Source organism: Paracoccus broussonetiae, from assembly GCF_031854425.1.
Lineage (GTDB): Bacteria > Pseudomonadota > Alphaproteobacteria > Rhodobacterales > Rhodobacteraceae > Paracoccus > Paracoccus broussonetiae.
On record NZ_JAVRQI010000001.1, the window covers coordinates 114440 to 133027 of the forward strand.

An 18588-nucleotide genomic window follows, 5' to 3' on the forward strand; every position below is an offset into this window, starting at 1 on the left:
GGTCCGGCCCGGCATGTCACTGGCAGGACAGACGACGGCGTCCCTGGCGCTGTGGTTGCACCTGCGGCGCCGCGCGGCGCTGCGGGTCGAGGGCGGCACGATCGAACCTCCCGCCGGTGATGGACCGCTGATCTTGGTCCATGTCACCGAAGGGGGGGCCGAACCGCCCCCGCTTTCCCCCCTGCTTCAGACGCTGATGACCCGTCGACCGGGGCTGCGCGTGGCCTTTACCGGCCCCGCGCCCGATCCCTCGGCGCTGCCGCGCAATCTGCGCAGCATCCATCTGGGCCTGCCCCGCGACTCGGAAACGGTCGCAGAGGTGATCGCCGGGTTGAAGCCCCGCGCCCTGCTGCTGCTGGGCGATCAACTGCCCGCCGCCCTGATCACCGGCATGGCCGAGGCGCGCGTCCCCGTCCTGATGGCCGAGGGGCGGCTGGTCACCTATGCCCGCAGCGGAAGCTGGCGCAGCGCCGTCAATCGCGGGCTGATGGGCCGCATCACGCGCATTCTGGCACCCGATCTGACCGCCGCCGCCGCCGCGCGCCAGCTGGGCGGCGATCCCACGCGGGTCGAGTTGGTGGGACCGGTGACGGAAACCCGCGCCCCCCTTTCCGCGAACGAGGCCGAGCGCGCGGCGCTGGCCCAGATCCTGCGCGGCCGGCATGTCTGGCTGGCCGCAACACCGACGCTGCCCGAGATCCGCGCCGCGCTGGCGGCGCATCAGGCGACCCTGCATCACAACCACCGCGCCCTGCTGATCCTTGCCGGGCTGCCCGAATTCATGATCCCCGAGATCCGGGCCGAGGTTGAGGCGCTTGGCCTGGCCGCCGTCCTGCGTTCCGAGGACGAAGACCCCAGCGCCGACGATCATGTCCTGATCGCCGACGACCCCTATGAGATGGGATTGTGGTATCGGCTGGCGCCCGTCTGCTTCATGGGCGGCACCCTGATCGCCGGACCGGGCCTTGATCCGCGCCATCCCTTTGAACCGGCGGCGCTTGGCTCGGCCATCATCCACGGCCCGATCCCCGGCACGCATGCGGCCGAGTGGATCCAGCTGGACGGCGCGGACGCGGCGCGGCTGGTCACGGATGCCGAGACGCTGACCCGCGCGGTGGCCGATCTGACCGCCCCGGATCAGGCGGCCGTCCTTGCCGGAAACGCCTGGTCGGTCAGCACGGGTGGAGCTGCGGTCCTGCACCGCATCGCCGATGCCGTCATCGATGCGATGGAGAAGCGCGCATGATCGCCAAGGGACACCGCCACGCGCCCGATTACTGGTTCCGCCCCCCCGGCGCGACCGCGCGACTGTTGTCGCCGTTGGGTGCGATCTACGCGGCCGGGACCGCGCGGCGTCTGGCGCGCGGCCCAAGGGAACGGGTTGGCGTGCCGGTGATCTGCGTCGGCAACATCAATGCGGGGGGGACCGGCAAGACTCCTTCGACCATCATGCTGGCCCAGCGTCTTCTGGCGCGGGGGGTCGCGGTGCAGATCGTCTCGCGCGGCTATGGCGGGACCGAAAAGGGCCCGCTGCGCGTGGATGAGGCGCGACACCGCGCATCGCAGGTCGGGGACGAGCCACTGCTGATGTCCGCCTTTGCGCCGGTCTGGGTCTCGGACGATCGGGCTGCGGGGGCGCGCGCCGCCGTCGCGGATGGTGCGGGGGCGATCCTTCTGGACGACGGCTTTCAGGACCCCTCGCTGGCGCATGACCTGTCGCTGGTGGTGGTCGATGCGGCGCGGGGCTTCGGGAACGGGCTTTGCCTGCCCGCCGGCCCCCTGCGCGAGCCTGTCGATCGTGGCCTTGCCCGCGCCGACCTGCTGTTGTCGATCGGAGAGCCCGCGGAGCAGGCAGCCTTTGCCGCGACTTGGGCAACGACCCTGTCCCTGCCCCATCTGAAGGGACGCCTTGCGCCTTTGCAGACCGGAATGGACTGGGCGGATCTGCCGGTGCTTGCCTTCGCCGGAATCGGCCATCCCGACAAGTTCTTCGCGACGCTGCGCGGCCTTGGCGCACGTCTGTTGCGGGCCGAACCGCTTGAGGACCACCAGCCCTTCACCCCGGCCCTGCTGACCCGGCTGGAGACCGAGGCACGGCTGATCGGCGCCCAGCTTGTCACCACCGAAAAGGACGCGGCGCGCCTGCCCCGCGACTTCCGGCCCAAGGTGCTGTCCCTGCCGGTGCGGCTGGAGCTGGACGATCCCGCGCCGCTTGACGACAGGCTGCTGGCCCTGGGCCTGTAGCTGGGCGAAACGAAAACGACCGGCCCCTGGGGCCGGTCGTCGCGATTTCGGATCGGCTTGCGCCTCAGCCTTTCTTTTCGGCTTCGGCGATTTTCGCGTCGATGATCTTCTTCAGGTCATCCCAGGGCTGGTTCTGAACCGTTTCGCCACCGATGATGAAGGTCGGCGTGCCTTCGATCTTGTCGGCGGTCGCGTTCTTCTGGAAAGTCGCGACCAGGTCGGCGACCTTCTGCTTGTCGGCCCAGCAGGCATCCATCTGCGGCTCGGTCATGCCCGCCTTGGCACCGACCTTGCGCAGGTTCGCCGCGATCTCGTCACCCGTTTTCGCATTCAGCCAGGTCTGCTGGTCGTCGAAGATCAGGTCCGAAACGGCGTAATACTTCGCGTCACCCCCGCAACGGGCCAAAATCCCGGCCCAAAGGCCCACCGCGTCGAAATAGACGTCGCGCTGGATGAACTTGACCTTGCCCGTCTCGATATACTCGGCCTTCAGCTTCGGCCAGTTTTCCTCGTGGAAGGCGCGGCAATGGCTGCAGGTGAAGCTGGCATATTCGATCACGGTGACCGGGGCGTCCGCCTGGCCGAGGGTGATGTCCTCAAGGATCTTGCCTTCGGGCATCTGCTCGGCCGGGGCGGGCTGCGCCTCTTGCGCCAGGACCGGGGGGACCGTGGCAAGAGTCAGCGCGGCCGTCGCGGCAGCGATCAGAGAGCGACGAATGGGATTCATGGATTGGCCTCTCGGTCGTTGGCGTCCCTGCGGGACAAGATGTTCAATGCCATCTGCCGCATCGCGGCCGAAAGCTGGGGATCGTCGAAGCCCTGCGCGATTTCATCGGCGCGGGCGGTTCTGGCCGGGTCGGGAGCGGCGGCAGGACGCCGATAGGCGAAGCCCGCCTGCTCTTCGGCAAAGCCGCCCGCTTCGGCAAAGCCGGTGGGCGCGGTCTGGGTCAACGTGACGCGCGAAACCGCGTTGAAGCCGTAGCAGGCATTCACCCTTTCGCGGATCGTGTCGAGCTGCATGTTGACCATCGGCGCCCTTGCGCCCGAAACCAGCAGCGTCAGCGTCGCGCCGAAGCCCTTGCCGTGGCTGATCTTGACGGGGCGGGCATGGGCGGCAATCTCGGGTCCGACCACCTCGGACCAGTTGGTCAGCAGCCGGGCAACGGCAAAGCCGCGCGTCTCGCCCACGGCCCGCACCTTTTGCGCGACCAGCTGGGACGCTGCCTCGAACCCGCGCATCCGACGGCGCGGCAGAAAGTCCGGTTTCTTCTGGGCCATGCCGTGACCATATGCTTTACCTGCAAGCAGTCTGGACCGAGCCGCGCCCGGACGCCAGAGCGGAGCGACTGAAAATTGCGTGATTCAATGGGAATATCGGCGGAGCTGCTGGGCTGGTACGATCGCCATGCCCGCGTCCTGCCCTGGCGCATTCCGCCGGGGCAAGGCCCTGCCGACCCCTATCGCGTCTGGCTGTCCGAGGTCATGCTGCAGCAGACGACCGTGGCCGCGGTGAAGTCCTATTTCGAACGCTTCACCAGCCTTTGGCCCCGAGTCGAAGACCTGGCCGGGGCCGAGGACGCCCGGGTCATGGCTGAATGGGCCGGGCTTGGGTATTACGCGCGCGCCCGCAACCTGATGGCCTGCGCCCGCGCTGTCGCCGCGCGCGGCGGTTTTCCCCGCAACCGCGCCGGGCTGGCCGAGCTGCCAGGCATCGGCCCCTATACCTCGGCCGCGATCAGCGCCATCGCGTTCGACCATCCGGAAACCGTCGTCGACGGCAATGTCGAGCGTGTCGTCTCGCGCCTGTTCGCGATCGAAACGCCGCTGCCCGCGTCCAAGCCGCAGATCCATGCGCTGGCCACGGATCTGACCCCGAACGAACGGCCGGGCGACCACGCGCAGGCGATGATGGATCTGGGCGCAACGATCTGCACGCCCCGCAACCCCGCCTGCGGCATCTGCCCGGTCAGCGATCCGTGCCAGGCGCGCCGCCTGGGCATCGCCGCGGACCTGCCCCGCAAGGCCCCGAAGCCCGAAAAGCCGCTGCGCCGCGGCACCGTCTGGATCGGCCTGACCGATAGCGGCGTGCTGGTCGAGACGCGCCCCGCCAAGGGGCTGCTGGGCGGAACGCTGGCCTTCCCCTCGACCGGTTGGGACGGTTCGGACCTTGCGCCTCCGGCCGAGGCGGATTGGCAGGAACTGGGGCTGGTCCGACATGTCTTCACCCATTTCGCACTTGACCTGACCGTGATGACGGCCCGGTTGACCACGGTGCCGGAACGCGGCAGGGTTGTGCCGCTTCGCGACTTCAGCCCCTTGGCGCTGCCCGGACTCATGCGCAAGGCGTGGTCGCTTGCCCGCCCTGAAACAGCCCGCCCGCGATCCGGTGTCGCGATGGCCAGCCGTTCCCGAACTCCACAAGGCTGACCTTCCGATGCAGACCCCCTTTCGCGCCCGACTGATCGATGCCCTGCCCTTCTGGCTTTCGTTGGGCATGGTGCCTCTGGCGATCCTGGCCGCGCGGCTGGGCGGGTGGTGGTTTGCGCTGATGCCGGTCTATGCCTGGTACCTGACGACCGTGCTGGACGGCCTCCTTGGCCTGAACGAGGAAAACGCCGACACCGAAACCCCCGAAACGCAGCTGTTCTGGTACCGCGCGATCACCATCCTTTGGTTTCCGGTTCAGGCGGCGATGATCTTCGGCGCGATCTGGTATGCGGCGCATGGTTCGCTTGGCAACTGGGAGAAGGTGGGGCTGTTTTTCGGCATCGGTGTCGCCTCGGGCACGATCGGCATCGTCTATGCCCATGAATTGCTGCACCAGAAGAACCCGGTCGAGCGCTGGATGGGCGACCTCCTTCTGGCCTCGACGCTGTATTCGCATTTCCGCACCGAACATCTGCTGGTGCACCACAGCTGGGTCGCGACCCCGCGCGACGCCGTTTCGGCCCGCTATAACGAGGGGTTCTTCCGCTTTTTCCTGCGCGTCCTGCGCGACTGCCCCGCCAGCGCCTGGCAGGCCGAGTCCCGCCGGCTTGAACGCAGCGGACGATCCCGGTTCGACCGCCGCAACCCGTTCTGGCGCTATGGTGCACTGCAACTGGGAATGCTGCTGCTGGCCCTGCTTCTGGGCGGCTGGCAGGGGCTTTGGCTGTTCCTGTGGCAGGCGCTGGTCGCGGTCTGGCAACTGGAACTGACGAATTATGTCGAGCATTACGGGCTGACGCGGAAGCATCTGGGCAATGGCCGCTATGAACATGTGCTGCCGCGCCACAGCTGGAATTCCTCGCATACCGCGACGAACTGGCTGCTGATCAACCTGCAGCGCCATTCGGATCACCACTACAAGCCCGACCGTCGCTTTCCCCTGCTGCAGACCTATGGCGACGACGAGGCGCCGCAGCTTCCGATGGGCTATCCGGCGATGACCTTCCTGGCGATGGTCCCGCCCCTGTGGCGACGGCGGATGAACCCGCGCGTGCGGGCCTGGCGGCGGCAATTCTATCCCGATGTTCAGGACTGGTCCGCTTATAACCGTGGCGACCTGCCGATGCCCCGCAACGCGCTGTAGCGCGGGCGAACTGATCAAGCCTCAGCGATAAGCGGAAGGCTTGGCAGAATGGCTCATCACCGAAAGAAAGACCCCGCCCGACGGGCCAGGCCGTCCGGGCGGGGCAAGGAAGTCCCGGTCGCGCCAGAGATCGCGAACAACGGGACGCGGCGAACCTCGTGAAAACTGCGGGATCAGTTCGGACGACCATCCTCGGCCGCCATTTCGGCCCGGATCTGCTGGCGCAGGGTGTCGATGGGCACCATCCGCCCCTCGCGCCGGAAATGCCAATAGGTCCAGCCGTTGCAGGAGGGCGCGCCTTCCAGCGCGGCCCCGACCTGGTGGATGGAACCCTTGACATCATTGCCGACCAGGCTGCCATCGGCACGCACCTTGGCCTTGTGGCGGTTGTCCATCGAGAACAGCTCTTCGCCGGGGCGCAGCATCCCCCGTTCGACCACCTGGCCAAAGGGGACGCGCGGCTCGGCCCGCTTGGGCCGGATGGTCGCGATCGCCTCACTGTCCAGTTTGCGGACGCGGGCAATGCGCTTTTCGGCGACCGCGCGATAGGCGGCCTCGCGCTCGATCCCGATGAAGTCCCGGCCCAGCATCTTGGCCACGGCCCCGGTGGTGCCGGTGCCGAAGAACGGGTCCAGCACCACGTCTCCGGGATTGGTCGAGCCGACGAGCAGGCGATGCAGCAGGGCCTCGGGCTTCTGGGTCGGATGGGCCTTGGCGCCGTCCTTGTCCTTCAGCCGCTCACCCCCGGTGCAGATCGGCAACACCCAGTCCGAGCGCATCTGGACACCCTCGTTCAGGGATTTCAGCGCCTCGTAGTTGAACGTGTATTTCGAGCTTTCGGCCTTGGAGGCCCAGATCATCGTTTCATGCGCATTGGTCAGCCGCTTGCCGCGGAAGTTCGGCATCGGGTTCGACTTGCGCCAGACGACATCGTTCAGGATCCAGAAGCCCTGGTTCTGCAACTCGGCCCCGACGCGATAGATGTTGTGATAGCTGCCGATGACCCAGATCGCGCCGTCATGCTTCAGCACGCGGCGGGCGGCCGCCATCCAGGCGCGGGTGAATTCGTCATAGGCGGCAAACCCCGCGAACTGGTCCCAGGCATCGTCGACGGCATCGACGCGCGAATTGTCCGGGCGGTGCAATTCGCCCTTGAGCTGGAGGTTGTATGGAGGGTCGGCAAAGATCAGATCCACACTGTTCGCCGGCAGTGAATTCATGACCTCGATGCAGTCCCCGGCCAGGATCTGGTTCAGCGGGAGCGGTCGCGCAGAAGCGCGGGATTTCAGTACTTGCTTCGTCATCACTGCCTCGGATTTCGGCCTTATGTCTGCCGATTTGATTGGGCCGATGATGATTCACAGGCGATTCGGCGTCAAATTCTTTTTTGAATCAAGAACTTGCTATCTGGGGTTTACACAACATGTTGTGGACGGGGGCGAAGCTGCGCCTATGATATGGGGTTACGCCCAGATCTAGAAGCGCCTGGCGATGGGCTGCCGTTGGGTAACCTGCATTGTCCTCCCAGCCGTATCCGGGGTGCTGTTGCGCCAAATCCACCATGATCCGATCGCGCCATGTTTTCGCCAGGATCGAGGCGGCGGCGATGGACAGGCTCAGCGCGTCGCCCTTGACGATGGCCTGCCCCGGCATGTCCAGATCGCGCGGCAGCATGTTGCCGTCGATCAGCGCGATGCAGGGTCGCTGGCGCAGCCCGGCCAGCGCCCGGCACATCGCCAGATGCGAGGCGCGCAGGATGTTCATGCTGTCGATTTCCTCGACCGTGGCATGGGCGACGGACCAGTCGCAGCATTCCATCAACGCCTCGGTCAGCAGCGCGCGCTTGCGGGCGTTCAGGACCTTCGAGTCGTTCAGCCCCTCGGGGATGCGTGTGACATCCAGGATCACGGCGGCCGCAGTCACCGGACCGGCCAGCGGCCCCCGGCCGACTTCATCGACGCCGGCAACGAAACGCGCGCCGCCAAGAATGGCGGCTCGCTCATGCGAATAGTCGGGGCCGCTCATGCCTCGACCGTGACGGGGGCGATCGTCACCTCTTCCAGGTTCACGCCCTCGCCCTCGCGGTCCACGACCAGGAAGTCGGCGGCGTGGTCCAAGGGCGTCAGGACGCCGTGCCAGACGCCGGCGCGCAGGTTCACGCCCATGCCGGCGGGGACTAGGAAGGCCAAGGGCGCGCCGGGCCTGCCGCCCTCGTCCGGGGCGACGATCGACATCCACGGCTCGACCCCCAGCGGCATGAAGGCCTGCGAGCCCAAGGGGTGACGCTCAAGCAGCGTGCAGGCATAGGGCAGGCTGACCGCTTCGGACCGGAAGATCGAGATGATCGCCTCGCCCCCGCCGCGCTGCACTTGGGCCAGCGCGTGATGGCGTTCGCAGCGACCGGCATTGATCATCCGGCTGGGCGCGGCGCGCGGTGTCAGAAGCTCGCCATAGGGGGCGAAGGCTTCGGCCGAGATCGGGGTTAGCTTGATCCTGTCCATGGTCGGTCTTTCGTTTCTTGTTGCTTGAAGGGTTCAGCCGCGATTCATCCGGGGCAGGAATACCGTCAGAAGCCCCATCAGCGGCAGGAATGAGCAGATCTTATAGACGAACTCGATCCCCCTGGCATCGGCCAGGAGGCCAAGAACTGCGGCCGCGATGCCGCCCATGCCGAAAGAGAAGCCAAAGAAGATACCCGCAATCAGCCCCGTCCGGCCCGGCACCAGTTCCTGCGCAAAGACGACGATCGCCGGGAAGGCCGAGGCCAGGATCAGCCCGATCAGGACGGTCAGCACCCCCGTCGCGGCCAGCCCGACATGGGGCAGCGCCAGCGTGAAGGGCAGGATGCCCAGGATCGAGAACCAGATCACCTTCAGCGGCCCGATGCGGTCGCCAATAACCCCGCCCAGCATCACGCCCCCGGCCATGCCCGCCAGGAACAGGAACAGCATGATCTGGGCGTGTTGCGTGGTCAGCCCGAACTTCTCGATCAGGAAGAAGGTGTAATAGCTGGAAAGGCTGGCGGTATAGATGTTCTTGGTGAAGGTCAGCAGCGCCAGCACGACGATGGCCATCACCACCCGCCCGCGCGACAGCGACAGTTCGGGCCGGGCGCGCGCGGTCGAAGCCTTGCGCCGCCCCTCGACCCAGGTGCCGATCCGCCACAGGATCGCCGAACCAAGCATGGCCGCGGCCGAGAAGATCGCGATGGACGGACGGCCCAGCGGCACCACGATAAAGGCGGCCAGAAGCGGCCCCAGCGCCTGCCCGAAATTGCCCCCCAGCTGGAACAGTGACTGCGCCATCCCGAAACGCCCGCCCGAGGCGATGCGCGCCACGCGCGAACTTTCCGGATGGAAGACCGACGACCCGACGCCGATCAACATCGCACCGATCAGCAGCACCCAGTATTCATGGGCCAGCGCCAGCAGCAGGACGCCGAAGAAAGTCGATCCCATGCCGAAGGCCAGCGACCGCGGCATCGGGTTCTTGTCGGTGACCGCGCCCACGATGGGCTGCAGCAGCGACGCCGTGACCTGGAATGCAAAGGTCATCAGGCCGATCTGGCCATATGACAGGCTGAATTCCTGCTGAAGCAGCGGATAGATCGCCGAAAGCATCGACTGCATGACGTCGTTGATCATGTGACACAGGCTGATCGCGACCAGCACCGCCCATGCCGTAGTTGCGGGGTTCTGACCCCGGTATGCCGCTGCTTCCGCCACGCGCGCGCCCCTTTTTCTGAACGCGCGCGACATTCTGCCCGGTTGCCGGGATTGTCAACTCTTGCTCCGCGCGCGCGCGGCATTCTTCGAAACCTCCTTGACCTTCATGGGTTTAATCCTTCAAAAACCTGAAACATGTGTCAGATGATTGTACCGACAGTCCGCACCGTGGCCCCCTCTGCCGGGGGCAGGCCCGCCGGTCTTCCTGCGGTTGGACCCCTGTTTTCCCAAGGCTCTTTTCCCGGATCCCGTATTTAACATGTCTCACCACTCGCAGGGCTTCGCGTCCGCCTCCGCCGTGCTTTCGATCAACTCCAAGCGCAAGGGCATGACCTGGCAGGCGGTTCAGGACATCGTCCTGGAGCGTATCCAGGACGGCATCTGGCCCGAGGGAGAGCTGATCCCCACCGAATGCGACCTGGCCGCCGAGCTGGGCTGTGCGCGCGCCACCGTGAACCGTGCCATGCAGGCATTGGCGGAAAGCGGTGTCGTCGAACGCCGCCGCAAGGTCGGCACACGCGTCGCCCGCCATCCCCGCGTGCAGCTTGTCCGTTCCCTTTTGCGTCGCGAACTTGAGGCCGCTGGACAGGAATACGGCTATCGCCTGGTCTTCGCGTCAGAAGCGACACCCCCCGCCGACGTGGCGCAAGCCATGCTGCTGCGCAGTGGCGAAGAGCTGCTGCTGGGCCGGGCCATCTTTTTCGCGGACGGCGTCCCCTATTGCTGCGAAGAGCGCTGGACCAATACCTTCGCCGCCCCCGGCCTGACACCCGATGTTCTGGCCGAGATGAGCGCATGCGAATGGCTTGTGGGCAACGTGCCCCTGAATCGGGCTAGCCTGTCGATCGGGGTTGATACCGCAGATGGCGAATTCATTAGCCCATCCCTCAACCTGACCGAGAATGACCCGGTGCTGCACCTGGAACGGGTCGAATGGCTGAACAATATGCCGGTGTCGCTTTCGCGCCGCTATTTCCCGCGGGATCACAGGTTTCAGGGACAACTCTAGGTTCAATGAGAACGAATTCTTAATCCTTTGCTTGCTTCGAAGTGCCCAAGGCGCCTAAACGTCGACAAAACCAACAATAAACGACAAGCAAGACCAACGGATTCGAGCATGCCTTCTTGCAGCCCCCTTCACGGCGCCGTTTTGCGCCTGTCTTTGGCCGCAGCCATCGCGCTGCTGCCGTCCCTGGCTGCGATGGCGCAGCCGGGCCCCTCTGCGCGCCCCCCCGCACGTTCGGCCAGCGCGGTCGCCGCCTTGTCGGCGCGCAGCGTGGCTGCGGCCAGCGCCAGCCAGGTCGCCGCGACCGTCGCCGGCAAGGGCCATGCGCATGGCGTCATGGACAAGGGACAGCACCCGCTTTCGGCCGCCGCGATCGAATCGGCGACCTATGACGGGGGCGATCTGCCGGCCGGCCAATCGGCGCTGACCGCCAAGGTCCAGATCCTGCTGGACCGCTCGGGCGTGTCCCCCGGCGTCGTCGACGGCTGGCGCGGCGGGATGAGCGAAAGCGCCATCAAGGCATTCCAGCGCCGCACCGGCCAGCCGATGACCGGGCGCATGGACTATGTCACCTGGGACCATCTTCAGGCCTATTCCGCCGAGGCGGTGACCGGCACCTATACGATCACCGAGGCGGATGCCCAGGGACTGGTCGACCGGATCCCCTCGGACTATGCCGAAAAGGCCGCGATGTCCTCGCAGGGCTATACCAGCATCATCGAGAAGCTGGGCGAACGCTTCCACATGGACGAGAAGTTCCTTGCGAAGATGAATCCAGGCGTCGCCTTCGTTCCGGGCTCGACCATCAGCATCACCAAGCCCGCGAAGCCGATCAAGGCGACCGTCACCCGCATCATCGTCGACAAGGAAACCCGCCGCGTCGCCGCCTATGACGCCAAGGGACGGATGGTCGCGGATTACCCTGCGACGGTCGGATCCTCGGACACGCCCTCGCCGCATGGCAATCATATCGTGCAGGCCGTCGCGCTGAACCCGACCTATACCTATAACCCCCAGCGCAACTTCAAGCAGGGCAAGAACGACCGCATCCTGATCGTTCCGCCGGGCCCGAACGGACCTGTCGGCAATGTCTGGATCGATCTCAGCGAGCCGACCTATGGCATTCATGGAACCGCCACGCCTTCTCGCCTGTTCGTCAACCAGTCGCATGGCTGCGTGCGGCTGACGAACTGGGACGCGTGGGAGCTTGCGCATATGGTCAAGGCCAATGTCACGACGGTCGAATTCCTGGACGCCGGCGTCAGCATCGCCGACGTGACCGGCGTGGCGACCGCCCCGGTGATAGCGGTTGCGAACCTCGCCAGCACGATCAGCGCGATCCGGCCTCCGGTGCGCTCGACCAGCCTGAGCATCCGGGCCGCGACCTCGGTCCTGCCTGATGTCCTGCCCGCATCGGGCGACACGGCAATGCCCGAACAGACCACCCCCGCCGATGGGGGCGAGGCATTGAGCGATGCGCTGGCCCGTGCCGAGGCATTGGCGGACGAGATGCTGGCCCAGCGGGCGCGCGACTCGGCCCTTGAACGGATACCCGAGGCCGCCACGGTCGAAAGTCAGGTCCTGCCGCCGCCGGGGACCGCTGCGACGCCGAATCTCTGACGCATGCGGGCGCTGGTGGCATTGCTGATCGCAGCGTTGTTGCCCGCGCCCGTTTTTGCACAGGACGACAGGCCCCTGCCCCGCCCCGAGGAGGCAAGGCCCGAACCTGCGCCGAAACCCGTCCCGCCCCCGGCACCGCCCGCCGACCGGGATGAGAAGGCCAAGGAACAGGCCGACCCGCCGCCTGCCCCGCCCTCCGAGGCGAAAGAAAGCCCCCCGCCGCCTGTCGCATCCGAAGCGACACCACCGCGGGATGCGCCCAAGGCGGACCCGGCCCAGTCCACGCCATCCGACCCCGCTTCAAAGGATCCCGCAGATACGCCTGCCCCTGCCGAAGCGGCCCCGGTCAAACCCGCCGGGCCACCCCTGCATGCGTCTTTGCGCGAGGATGATTTCACCTATTCCGCATGCCTGCTGGACCTGACCTTGATGGGCGCCAGCTATGAGGAGCGGCCGGCGGTCACGGACAGTGCCGATCCCGATTGCGGGATCGACCGGCCGATCCAGCTGACCTCGCCCTTGCCGGGGGTAGAAATCGACGGCGGCGCATTGATGCGCTGCGACACCGCCCGTCATCTGGCCCGCTGGTTGCGCGATTTCGTCCGGCCCTCGGCCGCGCTGCTGCCGGGCCAGCCCCGGCTGGTCGGGCTGGTCCCGGGATCGACCTATCAATGCCGCGCGACGGTCGGAAACGCCTCCGAGAAGCTGTCGGAACATGCGCTTGGCAACGCCTTCGACATCGCCGCCTTTCGCTTTGCAGATGGCAGCAAGGTCGAAATCGCACCCCGGCAGGATGACGGCGACCTGACCGAGGCGTTCCAGCATGCCGTTCGGGGCACCGCCTGCCTGCATTTTTCGACCGTGCTGGGTCCGGGCGCGAACGCCGCCCATGACAACCATCTTCACCTGGACATCAAGGCCCGCAAGGGCGGCTTTCGGCTTTGCCAATAGGCCACAAGCTCAGGCCAGCGCCTGCGCGAGCAGGGTAAAGCTTTGCTCGGGGGACGGGCTGTCGCGGGTGAAGAACCGGTCAAGCGCCGGATAGACGCGCACCGCCTCGTCCAGCTTGGCATCCGAACCCGGGGCATAAAGCCCCGCGCGGATCATCAGTTCAGATTCCGCATAGGCCCCCAGCACCGCACGGGCCCGCGTGATCATCGCGTTTTCCGGCGCGCTGGCCGCCTGCGGCAATGAGCGCGAGACCGAGCGCAGGACATCGATTGCCGGAAAGCGGCCGCGTTCGGCGATCGCGCGGTCCAGCACGACATGCCCGTCCAGCACCCCCCGCAGGATGTCGGCCACCGGCTCCTCCATGTCAGATCCTGCGACCAGTACGCTGAAGATCGCGGTGATGTCGCCCGCGCCCTGAGGTCCCGGCCCCGAGCGTTCCGCCAGCGACATGATGAGTTGCGAGACTGATGGCGGAAACCCGCGATAGCTGGGGCTTTCGCCTGCAGCCAACGCGATTTCTCGATGCGCCTCGGCAAAGCGGGTGATGGAATCGGCCAGAAACAGGACATGCTGCCCCTGGTCGCGGAAGTGCTCGGCCACCGTCATTGCGGCCCAGGCGCAGCGTCGCCGCATCAGGGGGGACTGGTCCGAGGTCGCGGCCACGACGACCGCGCGCGCCAGCCCCTCGGGGCCCAGCACCTCCTCGACGAATTCGCGCAACTCGCGGCCCCGTTCGCCGATCAGCGCGATGACCACGACATCGGCGGCTACGCCCTTGGCCAGCCCTGACAGCAGTGTCGACTTGCCGACGCCTGATCCGGCGAAAAGCCCCATCCGCTGCCCCCTGACCAGCGGCAGCAGCGTGTCGAAGACCGCAAGCCCCGTCCGCAGCCGCCGCCCCAGCCGGTTGCGCGACGCCGCGGGCGGGGGTGGGGGACGATAGCCCCGCTCGGCCGCACCGGGAATCAGCGGCCTGCCATCCAGCGGCTGGCCCAGCGGGTCGATGATCCGGCCGATCCAACCATCGGCGGGCGACAGGACCGGGGCGAATAGCAGCGCCGCCTCGGCCCCCATCGCCAGCCCCTCGGTCGGGCCCTCGGGCAAGACGGCGGCGGTCCCCGGATGGAGTGCGACGATTTCGCCCCCCAATGCCCCAAGCGGCCCCAGCGCCACCGACACACGATCCCCCAGCGAGGCATGGGCATTCAGCCCCTCGACATGGATGACGCCGCCATGCACGCCCGCGACCTGCCCGAAATGCCGCGCCATGCGCAGTTTCTGCATCCGCGCAACGATCGATCCAATTTTATCCATGACCCGTTTCCAGCCTCGTTCAAAAATCCCGCCGCGAAAGGGTTTCTAAACTTGTTGGGGTTAAGACCCGGTTATCGGAACTGAGGAGAAGCCTCGATGTTTGACCGGATCGACACCTTGCGGATGGCCGGATCGCTGGCCGCCCATGCCAGCGAACGCCAACGCCTGATCGCGCAGAACGTCGCCAATGCCGACACGCCCGGCTTCCGCGCCCGCGACCTTGGCCGTTTTGCCGAAACCTATCGCTCGGCTCCCGCGACCGAACTGCGCGCAACCCGTCCGGGACATGCCAGCGGTATCACCTGGGGCGGACGCGACCGTCCCCTTGATGCCGGCGGAGAGCCCGCGCCGAACGGAAATACCGTCGCGCTGGAAGATGAGATGGTCCGCATCGCCGACGCCCGGCGCGAATTCGATCTGGCGCTGGCGGTCACGCGATCGTCCCTGTCGATGATCCGCACCAGCCTTGGCCGCCGGGCCTGAGGACAGACAGAATGACCGAACCGCTTTCCGCCGTCGAACTGGCAGCCTCGGGGATGCGCGCCCAGTCCACGCGCTTGCGCCATGTCTCGGAAAACATCGCCAATACCGACACGCCCGGCTATCGCCGCAAGCTGGTCTCGTTCCAGGAACAGGTCGAGTTCGGCCGCAGGACCGGCGCCGTTGCGACCAGTCCGACCCGGCTGGACCAACGCGAACTGCCGCGAATCCACGACCCCTCGCATCCCATGGCCGATGCCGAGGGCTATTACGCCGGCTCGAATGTCGACCTGGTCGTCGAGGTTGCGGACGCCAAAGAGGCGGGCCGCAGCTATGAAGCCAATCTTCGCGTCTTCGAGCAGGCCCGCCAGATGAACAGCGCGCTGCTGGACCTGATCCGTCGCTAGGGGAATATCAGATGATCGCATCGACTTTCGCCGCCAATGCCTATGACCGCGCCCGCCCTGCTGTCGCCCCCGCCGAGGGGTTGCCCCAGGGGGTCAGCGCCGCCGCGACCGATTTTGCCCGCGTCATGGAGGATGTCGACCAGCAGGCCACGGGTGCCATGACCGGGGGCAGCGACTCGCAGCGGCTGGTGCAAAGCATCGCCCAGGCCGAAATCGCGCTCGAGACCGCGGTCGCAATCCGCGACAAGGTCGTCGAGGCCTATCAGGAAATCCTACGGATGCCGGTCTGAGGCGCCGCGATGGATGAGAACCTGGTCTTCGACCTGACCCGGCAGGCGCTGTGGATCGCCGTGCGCATGTCCGCCCCCCTGCTGATCGTCGCCCTGGTCGTGGGCGTCGTCATCGGCCTGTTCCAGGCACTGACCTCGGTGCAGGAAATGACCCTGACCTTCGTGCCCAAGGTCGCGCTGATGCTGGCGGTCTTCTGGGTCACGATGAGCTTCATGACCACCACGCTGGCCGGGTTTTTCACCGACCAGATCCTGCCCCAGATCATCGGATCCTGAACCATGGACAACGCCGTCTATGCCTCGCTGACCCGCCAGTCGGGATTGATGCAGGAAATGCGCGCCATCGCGAACAACATCGCCAATGCCAGCACGACCGGCTTCCGGCGCGAGGGAGTGGTCTTTTCGGAATACATGGTGCCGCTTGGGAATGGTGGCGAGACGCTGGCCATGGCCCATGTCCGCGGCCGCATGGTCGACCTGCAGCCGGGGGGAATGACCCAGACCGGGGGCACCTATGACCTGGCCATCGACGGGGACGGGTTCTTCATGGTCCAGACCCCGCAGGGGAACCGGCTGACCCGCGCCGGTGCATTTCTCAGCAATGCCGAGGGCGAGATCGTGAACGCAGACGGCTATCCGCTGCTTGACGACGGGCAGGCGCCGATCGCGGTTCCGCCGGGAACCCGCAACCTGGGCATCGCCCCCGACGGAACGGTTTCGGCGGATGGCCAACCGGTCGGGCGCGTCGGTGTCTTCGCCAATCCCGATCCCGCCGACTTGCGTCACGTCGCGGGCACGCTGTTTGAGGCCGGAGCCAATCCCGAGCCGGTGGAGAACCCGATCGTCCGGCAGGGTTTTCTGGAGGAATCGAATGTCGAGCCGGTCACCGAAGTCGCCCGCATGATCGAGGTGCAGCGCGCCTATGAACTTGGCCAGTCCTTCCTGGATCAGGAAGACAAGCGCATCCGCCAGGCCATCTCGTCGCTTACGCGTTGAAAGGACAGTCCATGAAAGCCCTTCAGATCGCCGCCACGGGCATGAGCGCCCAGCAGATGCGGGTCGAGGTCATCTCGAACAACCTCGCGAACATGTCGACCACTGGCTACAACCCGCGCCGCGCGGAATTCGCCGACCTGCAATATCAGCAGGTGACGCGTCCGGGCACGCTGACCGCAACCACGGGCGCGATGGTGCCGGCGGGGGTTCAGCTTGGGCTGGGGGTGCGGGCCTCGGCCGTCACGGTGATGCTGGGCCAGGGAACCCCGATCCAGACCAATGGCGACCTTGATGTCGCGATCGAGGGCAGTGGCTATCTTGAGGTCACGATGCCTTCGGGCATATCGGCCTATACCCGCGACGGCAGCCTGAAACGCTCGGCCGAGGGGCAGATCGTGACCTCGCAAGGCTTTCCGGTGGTCCCCGACATCACCATCCCGCAGGAAGCGCGCAGCGTCTCGATCAGCCCGTCGGGCGAGGTGATGGCGTATTTCGCCGACCGCGTCGAACCCGAAAGCCTGGGCCAGATCACGCTGGCGGGATTCCTGAACGAAAAGGGGCTGGAGGCGACGGGATCGAACCTGTTCCTGGAAACCACCGCCTCGGGCGCACCGACCGTCGCCGCGCCGGGCGAAGAGGGACTGGGCACCCTGCGCGCCGGCTATCTTGAGGAAAGCGCCGTCGACCCCGTGCGCGAGATCACCGAGCTGATCAAGGCGCAGCGCGGATACGAGCTGAACTCGAAGGTTATCAGCGCCGCCGACCAGATGCTGGGCGCGACGGTGCAGGTGCGGTGATGGTCCGGCTTGTCCTTGCCCTGGTGGTTCTGGCACTGCCGGTTCCGGCGCTGGCCGATGCCGTGGTCGCGACCCAGACCCTGCGCCCCGGCGCCCGGATTACAGCCCAGATGGTCGCGGTCGACCCCGCACAGGATTCGGCCATCACGAACCCCGAGGACGTGATCGGGCAGGAAGCCCGCGTGCTGGTCAGCAAGGGCCGTGCCATCCCGCCGGAAGCGCTGGCCACCCCCACCCTGGTCGCGAGAAACCAGATCGTCACGCTGGTCTATCGGAAATCTGCGCTGCGGATCGAGACCGAGGGCCGCGCCCTGACCGCAGGCGGAGCCGGGCAGATCGTCCGGGTCATGAACAATTCCTCGCGCGCCACGGTGGCGGGACGCATTGCGCCCGATGGCAGCGTGATCGTCGAGCAGAACTGAAGGAGATCGGATGCCTTATCCCGTGCATAACCCGACCCGGCTGGTGATAGGTGGCCTTGCCATCGCACTCGCGCTGTCGGCCTGCGGCCGCGCCTCGCAGGTGGGTCGCGTGCCACCGATGACCGCGCCGGACGCCAGCGCCGAATACCTGGCCATGGCCCAGCCCGATCCGTCGGGCTATGACCTGCAGGTCCGGCCGGACAGCACCGCCTCGCTTTGGGCGGGGGCGCAGCATTCGCTGGTCGCGGACCGGCGCGCGCAGGGTCGCGGCGACATCCTGACCGTGGTGATCGAGATCGACGACCGCGCCGAGATTCAGAACAGTTCTGGCCGGTCGCGCAATGCCGCGGACAAGGTCAGCATACCCTCGCTGGCCGGACTGCCCCAGCGCGTCGACAAACGCCTGCCCGAAGGGGCCAGCATGGACGAACTGGTCGAGGCGAAAAGCTCCTCCACGTTCAAGGGCAGCGGCAATATCTCGCGCCGGGACAAGATGACCCTGCGCATCGCCGCGACCATCGTAGAACGCCTGCCGAACGGAGTGCTGCGAATCGAGGGCTCGCAAGAGGTCCGCGTCAATTACGAGGTCCGCGTCCTTAGCGTCAGCGGGTTCGTGCGGCCCACGGATATCGGACGGCGCAACGAGATCGCCTATGACCGGATCGCGGGCGCGCGCATCTCCTATGGCGGCCGTGGGCAGATCAGCGACGTCCAGCAGCCCCGCTATGGCCAGCAGGTGGCCGATATCCTGCTGCCCTATTGAGG

Annotated in this window: 22 protein-coding genes; 15 read left to right on the forward strand and 7 right to left on the reverse strand. The window is 66.6% G+C overall.

Annotated features, from left to right (window positions below; translation table 11 throughout):
- The first annotated feature begins 13 nt into the window (after window positions 1-13).
- The gene (locus RM190_RS00620) at window positions 14-1246 is read left to right on the forward strand and encodes a 3-deoxy-D-manno-octulosonic acid transferase (RefSeq protein ID WP_311757449.1); all 1233 of its coding nucleotides are present in this window, start codon (window positions 14-16) and stop codon (window positions 1244-1246) included.
- Entirely contained in the window at window positions 1243-2244 is a 1002-nt protein-coding gene (lpxK, locus tag RM190_RS00625; RefSeq protein WP_311757450.1) for a tetraacyldisaccharide 4'-kinase, read from the forward strand. The genes RM190_RS00620 and lpxK overlap by 4 nt, the downstream gene beginning before the upstream one ends.
- A gap of 64 nt (window positions 2245-2308) precedes the next feature.
- Here lpxK and RM190_RS00630 read toward each other — a convergent pair whose 3' ends face one another.
- Together RM190_RS00630 and RM190_RS00635 are read right to left on the reverse strand one after the other, a co-directional pair.
- On the reverse strand, window positions 2309-2971 hold the full coding sequence (locus tag RM190_RS00630; RefSeq protein ID WP_311757451.1) for a DsbA family protein: 663 nt from the start codon (window positions 2969-2971) through the stop codon (window positions 2309-2311).
- Window positions 2968-3522 (reverse strand): DUF721 domain-containing protein, encoded by a 555-nt coding sequence (locus RM190_RS00635; RefSeq protein WP_311757452.1) that lies wholly within the window; start codon window positions 3520-3522, stop codon window positions 2968-2970. The genes RM190_RS00630 and RM190_RS00635 overlap by 4 nt, the downstream gene beginning before the upstream one ends.
- Window positions 3523-3609: 87 nt before the next feature.
- On the opposite strand from RM190_RS00635, the gene RM190_RS00640 reads away from it, so the two are divergent.
- Together RM190_RS00640 and RM190_RS00645 are read left to right on the forward strand one after the other, a co-directional pair.
- On the forward strand, window positions 3610-4671 hold the full coding sequence (locus RM190_RS00640) for an A/G-specific adenine glycosylase (protein WP_311757453.1): 1062 nt from the start codon (window positions 3610-3612) through the stop codon (window positions 4669-4671).
- Window positions 4672-4678: 7 nt separating this feature from the next.
- Entirely contained in the window at window positions 4679-5815 is a 1137-nt protein-coding gene (locus RM190_RS00645) for an alkane 1-monooxygenase (RefSeq protein ID WP_311757454.1), read from the forward strand.
- A 173-nt stretch (window positions 5816-5988) separates the two neighbouring features.
- Here RM190_RS00645 and RM190_RS00650 read toward each other — a convergent pair whose 3' ends face one another.
- From RM190_RS00650 to RM190_RS00665, 4 genes are all read right to left on the reverse strand, one after another.
- Window positions 5989-7119: a site-specific DNA-methyltransferase gene (locus tag RM190_RS00650; RefSeq protein ID WP_311757455.1), complete on the reverse strand. Its 1131-nt coding sequence runs from the start codon at window positions 7117-7119 to the stop codon at window positions 5989-5991.
- An 88-nt stretch (window positions 7120-7207) separates the two neighbouring features.
- Entirely contained in the window at window positions 7208-7840 is a 633-nt protein-coding gene (locus tag RM190_RS00655; RefSeq protein ID WP_311757456.1) for a ribonuclease HII, read from the reverse strand.
- A complete protein-coding gene (locus RM190_RS00660) occupies window positions 7837-8316 on the reverse strand; it encodes an ureidoglycolate lyase (protein ID WP_311757457.1) in 480 nt (159 codons plus the stop codon). Before RM190_RS00660 ends, RM190_RS00655 begins: the two co-directional genes overlap by 4 nt.
- Window positions 8317-8349: 33 nt before the next feature.
- Complete coding sequence (locus RM190_RS00665) at window positions 8350-9573, reverse strand: MFS transporter (RefSeq protein ID WP_390907693.1); 1224 nt, start codon at window positions 9571-9573, stop codon at window positions 8350-8352.
- Window positions 9574-9799: 226 nt separating this feature from the next.
- On the opposite strand from RM190_RS00665, the gene RM190_RS00670 reads away from it, so the two are divergent.
- The 3 genes from RM190_RS00670 to RM190_RS00680 all read left to right on the forward strand — a co-directional run bounded on the left by RM190_RS00670 (window position 9800) and on the right by RM190_RS00680 (window position 13117).
- Window positions 9800-10549: a GntR family transcriptional regulator gene (locus RM190_RS00670; RefSeq protein WP_311757459.1), complete on the forward strand. Its 750-nt coding sequence runs from the start codon at window positions 9800-9802 to the stop codon at window positions 10547-10549.
- Between the two features lie 108 nt (window positions 10550-10657).
- A complete protein-coding gene (locus tag RM190_RS00675; RefSeq protein ID WP_311757460.1) occupies window positions 10658-12166 on the forward strand; it encodes a L,D-transpeptidase family protein in 1509 nt (502 codons plus the stop codon).
- Between the two features lie 3 nt (window positions 12167-12169).
- Window positions 12170-13117 (forward strand): extensin-like domain-containing protein, encoded by a 948-nt coding sequence (locus tag RM190_RS00680; protein ID WP_311757461.1) that lies wholly within the window; start codon window positions 12170-12172, stop codon window positions 13115-13117.
- Window positions 13118-13126: 9 nt separating this feature from the next.
- Here the strand turns inward: RM190_RS00680 and RM190_RS00685 are convergent, their stop codons facing one another.
- Complete coding sequence (locus RM190_RS00685) at window positions 13127-14431, reverse strand: FliI/YscN family ATPase (RefSeq protein WP_311757462.1); 1305 nt, start codon at window positions 14429-14431, stop codon at window positions 13127-13129.
- A 96-nt stretch (window positions 14432-14527) separates the two neighbouring features.
- Here RM190_RS00685 and RM190_RS00690 point away from each other — a divergent pair, with 96 nt between their 5' ends.
- From RM190_RS00690 to flgH, 8 genes are read left to right on the forward strand one after another with little or no spacing between them, the layout of a single operon-like run.
- A complete protein-coding gene (locus RM190_RS00690) occupies window positions 14528-14914 on the forward strand; it encodes a FlgB family protein (protein ID WP_311757463.1) in 387 nt (128 codons plus the stop codon).
- A gap of 11 nt (window positions 14915-14925) precedes the next feature.
- A complete protein-coding gene (gene flgC / locus RM190_RS00695) occupies window positions 14926-15318 on the forward strand; it encodes a flagellar basal body rod protein FlgC (protein WP_311757464.1) in 393 nt (130 codons plus the stop codon).
- An 11-nt stretch (window positions 15319-15329) separates the two neighbouring features.
- A complete protein-coding gene (gene fliE, locus RM190_RS00700) occupies window positions 15330-15608 on the forward strand; it encodes a flagellar hook-basal body complex protein FliE (RefSeq protein ID WP_311757465.1) in 279 nt (92 codons plus the stop codon).
- A gap of 9 nt (window positions 15609-15617) precedes the next feature.
- On the forward strand, window positions 15618-15884 hold the full coding sequence (gene fliQ, locus RM190_RS00705) for a flagellar biosynthesis protein FliQ (RefSeq protein ID WP_311757466.1): 267 nt from the start codon (window positions 15618-15620) through the stop codon (window positions 15882-15884).
- Between the two features lie 3 nt (window positions 15885-15887).
- Window positions 15888-16604, forward strand: coding sequence for a flagellar hook-basal body complex protein (locus tag RM190_RS00710; RefSeq protein ID WP_311757467.1), 717 nt, complete (start codon window positions 15888-15890; stop codon window positions 16602-16604).
- Between the two features lie 11 nt (window positions 16605-16615).
- Entirely contained in the window at window positions 16616-17401 is a 786-nt protein-coding gene (gene flgG / locus RM190_RS00715; RefSeq protein ID WP_311757468.1) for a flagellar basal-body rod protein FlgG, read from the forward strand.
- Window positions 17401-17823 (forward strand): flagellar basal body P-ring formation chaperone FlgA, encoded by a 423-nt coding sequence (flgA, locus tag RM190_RS00720; protein WP_311757469.1) that lies wholly within the window; start codon window positions 17401-17403, stop codon window positions 17821-17823. The genes flgG and flgA overlap by 1 nt, the downstream gene beginning before the upstream one ends.
- Before the next feature lie 10 nt (window positions 17824-17833).
- On the forward strand, window positions 17834-18586 hold the full coding sequence (gene flgH, locus RM190_RS00725) for a flagellar basal body L-ring protein FlgH (RefSeq protein WP_311757470.1): 753 nt from the start codon (window positions 17834-17836) through the stop codon (window positions 18584-18586).
- The last annotated feature ends 2 nt before the right edge of the window (window positions 18587-18588 follow it).